The sequence below is a fragment of the Massilia sp. MP_M2 genome (assembly GCF_039123635.1).
GTDB lineage: Bacteria > Pseudomonadota > Gammaproteobacteria > Burkholderiales > Burkholderiaceae_D > Telluria.
Genome location: NZ_JBCHJF010000004.1, coordinates 420,593 through 435,086, shown reverse-complemented (window position 1 = coordinate 435,086; position 14,494 = coordinate 420,593). Strand labels below are relative to the sequence as shown.

Genomic DNA, 14,494 nt, shown 5'->3' with positions numbered 1-14,494 from the left:
CCATGCGCGACGCACGCGAATTCAATTTTGACGGCCTGGTTGGCCCGTCGCACAACTACGCCGGCCTGTCGTTTGGCAACGTGGCCTCGTTCAGCAATGTGCGCAGCAGCTCCAATCCGCGCCAGGCTGCCTTGCAGGGCCTGGCCAAGATGCGCGAGCTGGCTGCGCGCGGCTTTGCGCAAGCGGTGATGCCGCCGCAGGGGCGGCCGAATTTCAGGCTGCTGCGCAGCCTGGGCTTTTCGGGTACCGATGCCGACGTGCTGGCCCGCGCCTACCGCGAAGCGCCGGTGATTCTGGCCTGCGCCTGGTCGGCTGCGCCGATGTGGACCGCCAACGCGGCCACCGTCAGCCCGTCGGCCGATTCGCTCGATGGCCGCGTGCACTTCACGGCCGCGAACCTGAACAACAAGCTGCACCGCTCGGAAGAACACGTGCAAGCCACGCGCACGCTGCGCGCGATCTTCGGCAACAGCGACCATTTCATGGTGCACGAGCCGCTGCCATCGGTGCCGGCCTTCGCCGACGAAGGGGCGGCCAACCACACGCGCTTTGCCGCGAGCCATGGCGCTGCCGGCGTCGAGTTCTTCGTGTACGGCCGCGTCGAGTTCGACCCATCGGCGCCGGCACCGAAAAAATACCCGGCGCGCCAGACGCTGGAAGCGTCGCAAGCCATCGCGCGCCTGCATGGCCTGGACCCGGCGCGCACCGTGTTTGCGTCGCAGAACCCGGACGTGATCGACCAGGGCGTCTTCCACAACGACGTCATCGCGGTCGGCAATGGCAATGTGCTGTTCTATCACGAGCAGGCGTTCGCCGATGAAGCGGGCACGCTCGACGCGCTGCGGCGCGCGCTGGCCGTTGCCGGTACCGAGCTGCATCCGGTGCGCGTGGGAAGCAGCCAGGTCGCGGTTGGCGACGCCGTCGCCAGCTACCTGTTCAACAGCCAGTTGCTGTCCAAGGCGGATGGCCGCATGGCGCTGGTGGTGCCGCAGGAATGCCGCGAGAACGCCGCGGTTGCCGATTATCTGGCAGGCTTGCTGGCCGGGCGCGGTGCGATCGACGAATTGATCGAATTCGATCTGCGCCAGAGCATGCGCAACGGCGGCGGGCCGGCGTGCCTGCGCCTGCGCGTGGCGCTGACCGATGCCGAGGCGGCCGCGATGCATCAGGGCGTGATCATGACCGAGGCGCTGTATGCGCAACTGGTTGGTTGGGTTGAACGCCACTATCGCGACCGCATCGAGACGCAGGATCTGATGGACCCGCAGCTGGCGCTCGAATGCGCCGCCGCGCTGGAAGAACTCACACGCATCCTCGGCTTGCCGGGGCTGTACGACTTGTAACAGGTAAGATTCGGGCGGGTAATCCCTGTCCATATAAAGCAGGGAAGCGCCATGCCACGAGCTGCGGCGCGCCAGGCACACAACTTTGGAGAAGCAAGATGAACGATATGTCCAACGATTTGCGCGGCCAGACGCTGGCGCTGGTCAACGAGAACGGTTCGGCCAATCAATCGGCCAGCAGCGCGCAGGTCAATGCCCTGATCGCGGCATGGCTCGCCTCGCTCGACGACGAAGACCTGGCCGGCACCGCGCCGCAAAGCCTGGCGCCCGTGCTGGTGGACGGTTTCTCGCAGCTGGCCCAGCGCACCGGTCCTGGCGCGCAGATCGCCACGATGGGTTACTCGGACGGCCGCGGCGGCAAGGCCACCGCACTCTTGATTCTCAACGATGACCGCCCGTACCTGGTCGACTCGTTCGTCATGGCGTTGCGCCGCGAGCGCATCGTCGCCGCCGGCGTCATGAACGCCGTGCTGCCGGTTCGCCGCGACGCCAGCGGCGCGTTGGCCGCCATCGGCGAAGCGGGCAGCCCGCTCGAATCGGTCGTCCTGTGCCTGCTGAACGATGAACTGCAGGTCGAAGAACTCGACAAGCTGACCGCGCGCATCCGCATGGTCGCCAACGACGCCGCCACCGTGCAGCGCGACGCCGTCGCCATGGGCGACCGCATGACTGCCGTGGCTGCAGCCGCAGCCGCCGCCGGCACACCGGACGGCCAGGAAGCCGCCGCCTTCCTCGAATGGGCCAAGAACGAAGGCTTCGAGCCGTTCGGCTATGCCTACTACGTCGTCAAGGCGGGCGAGCGCGAACTCGAACGCGATCTGGGCAGCCGCATCGGCGTGCTGAAAGACACCGCGCATCCGGTGTATGGCGATTGCCTGGCCAGCATCCCGGGCGACCTCGATACGCTGTCGCGCCGCGCCGACACGCTGTCGATCGTCAAGGCCGACGTGGGCGGCACGCTGCACCGCGACCAGCCGCTGGACTTCATCGGCGTGCGCGACACCGACGCGCAGGGCCGCATCCTGGGCGAGCACTGCTTCATTGGCCTGTTCACCCGCGCCGCCACCTCGACCCCGCTGGCGCGCCTGCCGTTTGCCCGTGGCCGCGTGGCCAAGGTGCTCGGCATCGCCGGCGTGCGCCAGGAAGGTTTCCGCGCCGAGAAATTCATCGAGATCCTCGAATCGCTGCCGCGCAACGAAGCGCTGGAAGCCGAGCCGGAATGGCTGGCCGAAGTCTGCAGCGCCGTGGTGTCGCTGTACAAGCAGCCACGTGCCAAGGTGTTTGCACGCCGCGATGTGTATCGCCGTCACCTGAACGTGCTGGTGTACCTGCCGCGTGAGCGTTTCAGCGCTGCCGTGGCCGCGAGCCTGGCTGGCGCCCTGAAGGAAAGCTCGGGCGCGCGCGAGGTCGACGTCCAGACCCTGGTGGCCGACGGTCCGCTGGCGCGCGTGTACCTGATCGCGCATGCTGCCCGCTATCCGCTCGACCTGGAAACCGATCTGCAGGCGCCGCTCCTGGGCGTGCTCGATGGCTGGCATGACCGCTTTGCCCAACTGACCAACAGCGTCGATGAAAGCCGCCTGCGCAGCCTGATGCGCAAGGTGGTGCCGACGCTGCCAGTGAGTTTCGTCGCTGCCACCGCGCCCGAAACGGCGTTCCGCGACGTGCACGCGCTGCTGACGCGCTGCCGTCCGGATCGCGTCACTGCCCGCATCGAGCAGGATGACGCTGCCGGCACCTCGATCCGCCTGTACTCGAGCGAAACCGTGCCGTCGCTGTCGCGCATCCTGCCTGCGCTGCAGAACGCCGGCATCGCGGTCGACCGCGAGCAGACCTTCCGTCACACGGGTCTCGATGGTGTGCGCCGCTACGTGACCGCGCTGTCGGTCGACGCCGAAAGCGCCACCAAACTCACCAAGCCGGGCATCGGCAAAGTGGCCGAAGAATTGTTCTCCGCCCTGTTCAACGATGAAGCCGAAGATGGCCGCATGAACGGCCTGACCATCGAAGGCGGCCTGTCGCTGCGCGAAGTGCAACTGGTGCGCGCGTACATCAGCTACTGGCGCCAGCTCGGCTCGAAGTTTTCGGTGCGCTACATGGCCGAAACGCTGCGCGCCCAGCCTGGTCTGGTCAAGGAATTCGTCAATGGCTTCATGCAGCGCTTCGATCCGGCGCTGACCGACGAACAACGCAACGAAGGCAGCAGCGCGCTGTATCTGCTGAAAACCAGCCTGCCGGGCGTGAACCACGCCGACACCGAAGAAATCATGGCGGCCCTGATCGACCTGGCGCTGGCCACCGTGCGTACCAACTACTTCCAGAACAGCGGCGAAAAAATCATCTTCAAGGTCGACACGAGCGACCTGGCGCTGGCGCCGGAGCCACGGCCGTTCCGCGAAATCTACGTGTTCTCGCGCCGCTTCGAAGGCGTGCACCTGCGCGGCGGCCCGGTCGCCCGCGGCGGCCTGCGCTGGTCGGACCGCATGGAAGACTACCGCACCGAGGTGCTGGGCCTGGTGAAGGCGCAGATGGTCAAGAACGCCGTGATCGTGCCGGCCGGCTCGAAAGGCGGCTTTGTCTGCAAGCAGATGCCGAAGGATGCGGCGCGCGACGTGGTCGCCGCCGAGGGCGAAGCCGTCTACCGCCTGTTCATCGCCAGCCTGCTGGAAGTGACCGACAACCGCGTGCGCGGCGAGATCGTGCCGCCAGAGGCGACCGTGCGTCACGACCAGGACGATCCGTACCTGGTGGTGGCAGCCGACAAGGGCACCGCGACGTTCTCGGACATCGCCAACAGCATCGCCGTGCAGCGTGGCTTCTGGCTGGGCGATGCGTTCGCGTCGGGCGGCTCGAACGGCTACGACCACAAGAAGATGGGCATCACCGCCAAGGGCGCGTTCGAAGCGGTCAAGCGCCACTTCTATGAACTGGGCCACGACCTGGCCAACAACCCGATCACGATGACCGGCGTGGGCGACATGTCGGGCGACGTGTTCGGCAACGGCGTGCTGCTGTCGCGCCAGCTGAAACTGGTGGCGGCGTTCGACCACCGCCACATCTTCCTGGACCCGACCCCGGATGTCGAGGTCTCGTTCAAGGAACGCGAGCGCATGTTCGCGCTGCCACGCTCGTCGTGGGAAGACTATGACAAGAGCCTGATCTCGGCAGGCGGCGGCGTGTACCCGCGCAATGCCCGCTCGATCGAACTCTCGCCACAGATCCGCGAAGCGTTGCAGATCGAAGAGACAGCGCTGTCGCCACAAGAACTGATGCACCGTATCGTCAAGGCGCCGGTCGACCTGTTCTATAACGGCGGTATCGGCACCTATATCAAGGCCTCGACCGAAACGCACGCACAGGTGAAGGACCGCGCCAACGACCAGATCCGCGTCAACGGCAATGAGCTGCGCTGCAAGGTGGTGAGCGAAGGCGGCAACCTGGGCGCGACCCAGGCCGGCCGCATCGAATTCGCGCTTGCCGGTGGCCGCATCTTCACCGATGCGATCGACAACTCGGCCGGCGTGGATTGCTCGGACCATGAAGTCAACGTCAAGATCTGGCTCGACACCGAAGTCAATGCCGGCCAGTTGTCGGAAACCGACCGTAACCGCACGCTGAACGAAATGACCGGCGAGATCGAGCGCCTGGTCCTGCGCGACAACACGCTGCAGACGCATTTGCTGACGCGCGAAGTGCAGGCGCAGGCCACCGGCGCGGTGGTCGACGGCTACATCGCCCTGATCGCCAACCTGGAAGCCGAAGGCGCCGTCTCGCGCGAGCTGGAGCAGCTCCCGAGCGACGTCGAACTGCTGCGCCGCAAGGCGCTGGGCCTGGGCCTGACGGCGCCGGAACTGGCCGTGGTCATCGCCAACGTCAAGAACCGCTTCAAGCGCACGCTGGCTGCACTGCCGCTGACCGACGAAGTGTGGGCCGATTCCCTGCTGCGGCCTTACTTCCCGGCGCAGCTGGTTGCCACCCGCGATCCGCTGGACCATCCGCTGGCCAACGCCATCCTGGCCACCGTGCTGGCCAACGAAGCCGTCAACCGCTGCGGTCCGCTGATGCTGCGCGACCTGGCGCTGGAACACCGCATCGACGACACCGAAGTCGTCAAGGCGTGGGCCAAGGCCTGGGCCGCGTTGCACCTGGCGCCGGTGTTCGACGACCTCGATGCCGATGCGCTGGTGGTGCCGCGCGACGTGTCGGTCTCGGTCGACAGCCGTACCCGCGCGCTGCAACGCGCCACGATCGAAGGCGTGCTGTCGCTGCCGCCAGGCTCGCAAGGTCTGGACGAGCTCTCGACGCTGTTCGCCGAAGCCGACGGGAGCGCCGCCGCCAAGTTCCGCTCCGAGGCCGATGGCCACACCGGCCTGCCGCCGCAGTTCGCGGCTGCCTGGAAGGCCGTCGAGATCATCGAGTCGCAAGCCTCGTTCCTGTTCGCAGCGGTATCGGTGCCACGGCCAGAGGGCATGACGCTGCTGCAGTTCCTGCAGGTGGGCACGCTGCTGCGCCAGCAGGTCGGCATCGACACGCTGGAACTGGGCCTGAAGCTGCCGGCGCAGAGCAAGTCGCAGGAACAGCTGCGCAACTACGCGCTGCAATCGCTGCGCCGCGCGCAACAGCGCCTGCTGCTGCAGGTGATCGAGCATGCGGGCCAGAACGGCAACGACATGCAGGCAGCGGTGGACGAAGTGACCGCCGCGCGCGGCTTGACGGGCTTTGCCCCGCCGACCGAGCTGGAGCAGGCGATGCTGGACGTGTGGGCGCTGTCGGAAGGCCTCAGCCCAGAACGTCTGGCCGCGTGATATGAGCACGGAGATGAGCACCGCAGCTGCAGAAGGGTTGCCGGAAGCGGTGCGCGCCCTGGCCGAAGCCGACTTCGGCGCGGTCGCGCAGCGTTTTCGTGACGCCGGCTTGGTCGTCGCGTTGCCGGCGTCGGGCATCCTGACGGTGCGCGCCGCAACGCCGGACGTCGATCGCCCCAGCGTGCTGGTGTCGGTCGGCGTGCATGGCGACGAGACGGGGCCGATCGAGATGGTGGCATATCTGGTCGACGCGCTGTCGCGCTCCGCAAGCGAACTGGCGGTGGACCTGATGCTGTGTGTCGGGCATATCGACGCCATCCGCGCCGGCAAGCGTTTCATCGACGCGGACCTGAACCGGATGTTCCGCGCCGAACGCGGCGCGCTGGCCGGGACGTTCGAGGCAGGGCGCGCCGATGTGCTGATCGAGGCGACCCGTGCGTTTTTCGAGGGCAGTGGCCCGGCGCGCTGGCACCTTGATCTGCACACGGCAATCAGGCCGTCGCACTATCCGATGTTCGCGATCGTGCCGGAACTGATTGCGGATGCGGCGCGCGCTAGCTTGATGGGGTGGCTGGGCGAGGCGGGGATCGAAGCGATCATCATGAATCCCGAATCGGCCGGCACCTACAGTTACTTCACGGCCGAGCATCTCGGTGCGGCCAGCAGCACGGTCGAACTGGGTCGTGTTGGCACGCTGGGGCAGAACGATCTGTCGCAGTTTGCCGCTGCGTCAAGCGCGCTGGATCGCCTGCTGCGTGGGAAGCCAGCGCAGCCAGCGACTGTGCCGCCGCGCGTGTTCGCGACGGCGCAGTCGATCATCAAGCTGTCCGACGCATTTAGCATGCGCGTGGGACGCGAGACCTGGAACTTCACGCCGATGCAACAAGGTGACGTGATCGCGCAGGATGGCGCAACGACCTATACGGTGCAGCACGACGAAGAACTGGTCGTGTTCCCAAACCCGGATGTGCGGGTAGGCTTGCGCGCCGGGATCATGGTAGTGCGCATCGGGTAAGACCAAGCGGGCCATGGCCTGATGTCGTTCTATCAGCTGTAGGGTGGACGGCTATGCCGTCCACGCGTCCAAACCAACCCCGCTCTGTTGTATGCAAAGGCAGGTTGAACGTGTGGACGGGAAACCCGTCCACCCTACGGTCCTTGACTGAACCACATTCGGGCTGCGGCCCGCTTTTTTTGGTCGACGACACGAATTTTCACGTCGGGCTAGACTGGTGCTCTCGATATGCAGGAGCCACCATGACCATGCTGTTTTCACCGTACTCGCTCGGCCCCCTCGAGCTGTCCAACCGTATCACCATCGCCCCGATGTGCCAGTATTCCGCTGTCGACGGCTTGCCCACCGACTGGCACATGATCCATCTTGGCAGCCTGGCGCTGTCCGGCGCCGCGCTGATCATCCTCGAAGCCTCGGCCGTCGTGCCGGAAGGCCGCATCTCGCCGAGTGATCTGGGCCTGTGGTCCGACGCGCATGCCGAGGCGCTCGCGCCAATTCTGGCGGCGATGCGGCGTCACTCGCCGATCAAGATCGGCATCCAGCTAAGCCACGCGGGCCGCAAGGCGTCGACGAATGTGCCGTGGGAAGGTGGCGCTCAGATCGCCCCCGACGCGGCCAATGGCTGGCAGACTGAAGGCCCGTCCGCCGTGCCGCATACCGAGGGCGACGCCGCGCCGCTGGCGCTCGATGCCGCCGGCCTGGAACGGGTGAAGGCCAGCTTCGTTGCCGCTGCACGCCGCGCGCATGTGCTGGGTTTTGACGCGATCGAGCTGCACGGCGCCCACGGCTACCTGCTGCACCAGTTTCTCTCGCCGCTGGCTAACCACCGCACCGACGCATACGGCGGCTCGCTCGAGAACCGCATGCGCTATCCGCTCGAGGTCTATGCCGCCGTGCGCGCAGCCGTGCCGTCGACGACGCTTGGGATGCGTATCTCGGCCACCGATTGGGTCGATGGCGGCTGGGACCTCGAGCAGAGCGTCCGTTTTGCGCAAGAACTCGAGCGCATCGGCTGCGACTTCATCCACGTCTCGAGCGGCGGCGTCTCGACCGCCCAGAAGATTCCAGTGGAGCCGGGTTACCAGATCGGCTTTGCCGAACGCATCAAGCAGGACACGGGCTTGCCGACGATCGGCGTGGGCCTGATCACCGAGGCGCGTCATGCCGAGGCGATCCTGCAGGCCGGCCAGGCCGACGTCATCGCCCTCGCGCGTGCGATGCTGTACGACCCGCGCTGGCCGTGGCATGCGGCGGCCGAACTTGGTGCGCAGGTGAGCGCGCCGCCGCAGTACTGGCGCTCGCAGCCGCACGAATTCAAGGCGCTGTTCGACACCACGCGGCTAGCCAAGAACTGACACGGTTCGCGCCGGGGGCATGCAGTCCACGGCGCCGTTCCTGCAGCCTGTCGCATGCAGCACCTTGCGGGGCAGGGCGGTTGGTAGAGTGCCATCACCCGAACAACAACCTGACAGGACTGCCATGCGTACCCTCATCGCCCTTGCCGCTCTTGCTGCCCTTGCCGGCTGCGCCATCATCGTCGCGCCGCAGGATGGCAGCGACATGCGCGTTCATACTTCGTGGAGCAGCGGTACGACGGAGGGCAACGGCATCGCGGCGCGCGATGCCCGCGCTATCGCGGCGCTGCCGGCGCTGGACGTGAGCGGCGCGCTGCCGGTCGATGTGCGCGTGGGACCGGTCGCGTCGCTGGTGGTCGAAGCCGACAGCAACCTGCTGCCGCTGATTCTCACCGAGACGCGCGGCGACACGCTGCGGGTCTGGTCCGAGCAGAACGTGCGCAGCAAGACACCGCTGCGGATCATCTACACCACGCCGCGCCTGAGCGAGGTGCGCGCGTCGGGCGCGACCCGCGTCGATGTGAGCGGCCTGAATGGCGCGCCGCTCGATGTGCGCAAGAGCGGTTCGGCGAGCGTGACCCTGGCCGGCACGGCCGGCAACCTGCATGCGCGGGCGAGCGGCTCCGGTCTGCTGGATGCGGCCCGACTCACCAGCAACAGCATCGATGTCACGCTGTCCGGGTCGAGCCGCATGCGCGTCGGGCCAGTCAGCGGCGAGGTCGCGCGCATGGAGTTGAGTGGATCGAGTTCGCTCGAGGCCAGCGGCGCGGTGCGCTCGCTCAACGCCCGCGTGAGCGGTTCGGCCAGCGCCGACCTGGCGGGCCTGACGACGCAGGACGCCGACCTGGGTGCGAGCGGCGCCGGCAGCATCCGGGCCACGGTCAGGCAGTCGCTGTTTGCCCGTACCTCGGGCTCGGGCGGCATCCGCGTGTATGGCCAGCCGGCCCAGCGCAGCATGACAGGCGAGCGGATCCACCTGCTCGATTGAGGTCTTGTCGCGCATGCAAACAAAATGTCTTCAGCGACAGCAGAGTCCCCTATAATCGCAGCTTCGTTTTGAGACTGCGTTTGGGGACTGCTTACCGGCGGCATCGAACGCGATTGCAACCGCGTACTGAAGGACTCGCCGTGAATCAGACTCTGGGCCAAAAGCTGCTACGTACCAAACCGGCGGGACGCCATCAAGATGAGGGCACATCCGTTGGGGTTGCCGGCGCCTTGCCCGGCCTTCACCGCTCGCTCGGGTTGTTCCCGCTGACGATGATCGGCGTGGGCGCCACGATCGGTACCGGCATCTTTTTCACGATGGTCGAAGCAGTGCCGAAAGCCGGTCCTGCCGTCGTGCTTTCGTTTTTGCTCGCGGCGATCACCGCCGGCCTGACGGCGCTGTGCTACGCCGAACTGGCCGGGCGCGTGCCGGCATCGGGCTCCTCCTACTCGTTCGCGTATGCGACGCTGGGCGAATTCGCGGCATTCATCGTCGCGGCCTGCCTGCTGCTCGAATATGGCCTCGCGGCCAGTGCGACGTCGATCGGCTGGTCCGATTACCTGAACAACTTCCTGCTCAATGCGTTCCACTGGCAGATACCGGCTGAACTGCGCTCGCCGATGTTCGTGTCGGACCACCATAAGGTCTCGTTCAATCCGGGGAATATCAACCTGCCGCCGATCATCCTCGTGATCATGTGCGGCATCATGCTGGTGCGCGGCACGAAGGAATCGGCCACGACCAACGCCATCATGGTGATGATCAAGCTGGCGATCCTGGTGTTCTTTGCCGCGATCGCGTTCACCGGCTTTGACGCCAACAACTTCCAGCCGTTCTTCAATGTCGACGAGAGCAAGGGTTACGCAGGCATGGCCGGCGTGACCGCTGCTGCCGGCACCGTGTTCTTCTCGTTTATTGGCCTCGACACCATCGCGACCGCCGGCGAAGAGGTCAAGGACCCGCGCCGCAACGTGCCGATCGGGATCCTGTCGGCGCTGGTCATCGTCACCGTGTTCTACATGCTGGTGGCGATTGCCGCGATGGGCGCGCAGCCGGCGCACCTGTTCGAAGGCCAGGAAGCCGGCCTGTCGGTGATCCTGCAGAACGTGACGGGCCAGGCCTGGCCGGCGCTGATCCTGTCGGCTGGCGCGGTGGTGTCGGTGTTCTCGGTGACGCTGGTGACGATCTACGGCCAGACCCGCATCCTGTACGCGATCAGCCGCGATGGCCTGATCCCGAAGGTATTCCAGAAAGTCAGCCCGCGCACGCAGGCGCCGGTGGGCAATACGATCATCGTGTGCTCCGTCGTGGGCCTGGTGGCCGGCACGGTCGATTCGACCTTCTTGTGGGACATGGTCAGCATGGGTACGCTGACGGCGTTCATGGTGGTGTCGATCGCGGTGCCGGTGATTCGCCACAAGCAGGGCCCTGACGCGCCGCCGGGCTTTCGCGTGCCGTTCGGTCCCTACATCGTGCCGGGGCTGTCGGTACTGGCCTGCCTGTACATCATGAAGGATTTGTCGGGCACGACGTTCCGCGTGTTCTTCATCTGGATGGGCGTGGCGGTCGTGACCTACTTTGTCTACAGCATGCGCAACAGCCGCCTGAATAAACCGCAGTCGTAAGCGGCTGGCGATCATGATGGAAAAGTTCGAACGACGGCGCGACCGCTTCGCGCTGTTCGACAGCATGGACAGCCCGGCACTGAATCTGTGCTTCACGCTGACGCTGCCGGACTTTCGTCCCTGGTGCCGCGCGCAGGGCCTGGCGCCATTCCACGTGCTGCTGTATGCCACGCTGCGCGCGGTGCTCAAGAGCGAGAACTTCTGCTACCGCGTCCTCGACGGCGAAGTCATCCGCATCGAGCGCTTGATCCCATCGTTTACGGTCACGAACGCCAACGACGACCTGAATTTCGCGATGTTCGGGTGGTCCGATGACCTGCACGATTTCGTTGCACGCAGCCGCGCCGCTGGTGTCGAGGCCGCCGGCATGACCGCGTTGAACGCCCAGTACGCAGCGCTGTCGCCGCGCCAGGCGAAAGAGCAAGTCTTCGTCACCTGCATCCCCTGGCTCGACTTCACATCGATCCAGCACCCGACAGCAACGCTGGCACAGCCCGACATCCCGTCACTGGCCTGGGGGCGCTTTCGCGACGCCCCGAACGGAAAATTGACGCTGCCATTCTCGGTCCAGGCCCACCACGGCTTCGTCGACGGCCTCCACATCCACCGCCTGGCCGAACAAATCACCGCCGAACTCACCACCATCCTCCAATCAGGGTCAGAGTAGAATTATTGGCAAATTGCCCGCGAGATAATTAGGGTCAGAGTCGCATTAACGGCTCATCCGCAAAAGTTGTCAAACAATTCGACTCTGACCCTAATTGTTTTTGAGGTGGTTTTCTGCTTGGGTTCGGTAGGAATTACATCGCATCCAAATATCCGCGGTATTACTTTCTTATAGCTACCAAAATCGCTACTTTTAACCCAAAAATTAATTAGGGTCAGAGTAGAATTATTGGCCAATTGCCCGCGAGATAACTAGGGTCAGAGTCGCATTGATGGCTCATCCGCAAAAGTTGTCAAACAATTTGACTCTGACCCTAATTGTTGGGAATTTCTTTGGGATATTAAAAAGGCCGCGCTCCTTTCGGTAGCGCGGCCTTCGGCTAGATGGACGACGCGAGATTTACAGCGCGTTCATCTCTTTCAGCAGGTTATCCGCCTTGTCCACATACTGCATATTCCACAGCATGTAGCGGGAATCGACCTGGATCGAGCGGGTCATCGCCTTGTTGAAGTCCCAGTCCGAAATGATCGAGTCAAGCGTGCCGTCGAATGCCAGGCCGATCAGCTCGCCCTTGGCGTTCAGTGCGGCTGAACCCGAGTTGCCGCCGGTGATATCCAGCGTCGCCAGGAAGTTCACAGGCAGCGTTTTCAGTTTCGGGTCGACGTACTTGCCAAAGTTCTTTGCCTGGATGGCGGCCAGTTGGTTGTCCGGTGCGTCGAACTCGCCTTCGCCCGTGTGCTTGGCAGTGACGCCGGCCACGGTGGTGAATGCGGTCCAGCCGGTGGTGCCGTCGGCGCCTTGCGGGCGGCCGGCGATTTTGCCGAAGGTGACGCGCAGCGTGCTGTTGGCATCCGGGTAGACGGCCTGGCCGCGGCTGTTCATGTAGGCGATCTTGGCCTTCATGTAGTTGCCGTAGGCTTGCTGGATCTTGCCGGCCGATTCTTCCTGCTTTTCTTCGTCCTTCATGTCGGCGTCGTACATCGCGACTGCGGCCTTGATGAAGCTGTCGTTCGATGCCTTGAACTCGGCTGGCGTCTTTTTGAGCCACGCAGTGCGCGCTGCCTTGTCGGCCAGCTTCGAGCCTGCATAGATGCGCTCGAGTGCGGCCTTCAGTTCGGCTTCGCTCATGCCGGCGCGCAGGCCCAGTGCGGCGTCGAACGCGGCATCATGCTCGGCGGCAGGTTGCGCGTTGTACTTGGTCAGGAAGTTCAGCACCAGCGCCTTGTCGACTTTTTCGTCGTAGGTGCGGTCCTGGCCTTCGACGACGGACGTCAGGCGCGGCAGGTCGCGTTCCTGGTAGCCGGTCTTGCGCTCAGTGTCCGGCTTGGTGCGCTCATTGGCCAGGCGGTACAGCGTGCGTGCCGACGACAGGAACTTCGGTTGCGCGTAGGTCTGGAAGAAGCTCTTCTTCATACCTGCATCGCGTTCGGCGATCAGCTTTTCGGCCATGTCGATGTCGGCCGCGTACTGCGCCTTGCGCGCTGCGTCGCCATTGACCCAGGCCTTGAGCGCATTGTGCTCGGCCGTTTTACGCTGCAGGAAGTCGCTGCCCTGGTACGACACCAGCATGCCCTTGCGATTCTTGTAGTAGTTGTTCACGCCCGCGATCTGGCCCGCGTATTTCAGCTTGGCAGCCGGATCGGTCTTGGTTTCGCGGTCGATGATGGCCAGCGTTTCGCTCGAGGCCTGGATGAAGGCCGGGTAGTTCCAGTCAAACGTGAACGCCACTTCGGATGGCAGGCGGTGACGGTTGGTGCGGCCCGGGTAGCCCAGCACCATCACGAAGTCGCCTTCTTTTGCCTGGTCTTTGGCGACCTTGATGATGTGCTTTGGCTGGTACGGCACGTTGTCCTTCGAGAACTCGGCCGACTTGCCGTCCTTGCTGACATAGGCGCGGTAGAAACCGTAGTCGCCCGTGTGGCGTGGCCACATCCAGTTGTCGGTGTCGCCGCCGAACTTGCCGACGCCCGACGCCGGCGCATGCACCAGGCGCACGTCGCGGATTTCGAGCTGTTTCAGGCGATAGAATTCCAGGCCGCCGTAGAAGCTGGCCACGGTGCAGCGGTAGCCGGCATCTTTTTCGCAGGCCGCCACCAGGGTTTTCTGGTTCTTTTCGATGGCGTCGATGCGCGCCTTGCCGGTCAGCTTGGCCACGTCGGGCGTGATGACCTGGGCGCTGACATTGGCCACTTCGTCGGTGACATACACGCGGCTGCCGGGCGAGGCCGGCAATTCGTCGGCCATGGTCTTGGCCAGGAAGCCGTTGGCCAGCAGGTCGCGCTCGGGCGTCGAGTTGACGGCGATGCTGTTGTAGACGCAGTGGTGGTTGGTCACGACCAGACCTTGCGGCGAGACGAACGATGCCGAGCAGCCGCCCAGGCTGACGATCGCGCCCATCGGGAATTCAGTCAGCTTGGTCAGATTTGCCGGATCCAGCTTGAGGCCGGCGGCTTTCAGTTGCTTGGCTACTTGTGGCAGCTGTTGCGGCATCCACATGCCTTCGTCCGCGTGGGCGGCGAAGCTGGAGAGGATGGCGAGCGAGAGAAGGGTCTTTTTCATGCGCTTTGGTCTGGTTGGGAAGGGATATTCATGGACTCCGGAGAGTGTCCATGAGTATGGTTAATCCGCTATCGGATCGTCAACCAGTATTTCAGCCACGCCAATGAAAAAGCCCGCGCCTGGATCGGCGCGGGCCT

The 14,494-nt window shown here is 64.8% G+C and carries 8 protein-coding genes; 7 read left to right on the top strand and 1 reads right to left on the bottom strand.

Features of this window, described 5'->3' with window-relative positions:
* Positions 1-2: 2 nt before the first annotated feature.
* The 7 genes from astB to RCH14_RS12215 all read left to right on the top strand — a co-directional run bounded on the left by astB (position 3) and on the right by RCH14_RS12215 (position 11,798).
* The gene (gene astB / locus RCH14_RS12245) at positions 3-1,343 is read left to right on the top strand and encodes an N-succinylarginine dihydrolase (protein WP_343026386.1); all 1,341 of its coding nucleotides are present in this window, start codon (positions 3-5) and stop codon (positions 1,341-1,343) included.
* 98 nt (positions 1,344-1,441) lie between these two features.
* Complete coding sequence (locus tag RCH14_RS12240; protein ID WP_343026385.1) at positions 1,442-6,148, top strand: NAD-glutamate dehydrogenase domain-containing protein; 4,707 nt, start codon at positions 1,442-1,444, stop codon at positions 6,146-6,148.
* Between the two features lie 13 nt (positions 6,149-6,161).
* Positions 6,162-7,163 carry a succinylglutamate desuccinylase gene (locus tag RCH14_RS12235; protein WP_343026384.1) on the top strand — a complete coding sequence of 334 codons (1,002 nt, stop codon included), beginning with the start codon at positions 6,162-6,164 and terminating at the stop codon, positions 7,161-7,163.
* Between the two features lie 242 nt (positions 7,164-7,405).
* Positions 7,406-8,518, top strand: coding sequence for an NADH:flavin oxidoreductase/NADH oxidase (locus RCH14_RS12230; protein ID WP_343026383.1), 1,113 nt, complete (start codon positions 7,406-7,408; stop codon positions 8,516-8,518).
* Positions 8,519-8,642: 124 nt separating this feature from the next.
* Positions 8,643-9,506: a head GIN domain-containing protein gene (locus RCH14_RS12225; protein ID WP_343026382.1), complete on the top strand. Its 864-nt coding sequence runs from the start codon at positions 8,643-8,645 to the stop codon at positions 9,504-9,506.
* 140 nt (positions 9,507-9,646) lie between these two features.
* Entirely contained in the window at positions 9,647-11,131 is a 1,485-nt protein-coding gene (locus RCH14_RS12220) for an amino acid permease (protein WP_343026381.1), read from the top strand.
* Between the two features lie 13 nt (positions 11,132-11,144).
* Complete coding sequence (locus RCH14_RS12215; protein ID WP_343026380.1) at positions 11,145-11,798, top strand: CatA-like O-acetyltransferase; 654 nt, start codon at positions 11,145-11,147, stop codon at positions 11,796-11,798.
* Between the two features lie 399 nt (positions 11,799-12,197).
* Here RCH14_RS12215 and RCH14_RS12210 read toward each other — a convergent pair whose 3' ends face one another.
* Positions 12,198-14,357, bottom strand: a complete 2,160-nt coding sequence (locus tag RCH14_RS12210; RefSeq protein WP_343026379.1) for a S46 family peptidase — start codon at positions 14,355-14,357, stop codon at positions 12,198-12,200.
* Positions 14,358-14,494 lie beyond the last annotated feature (137 nt).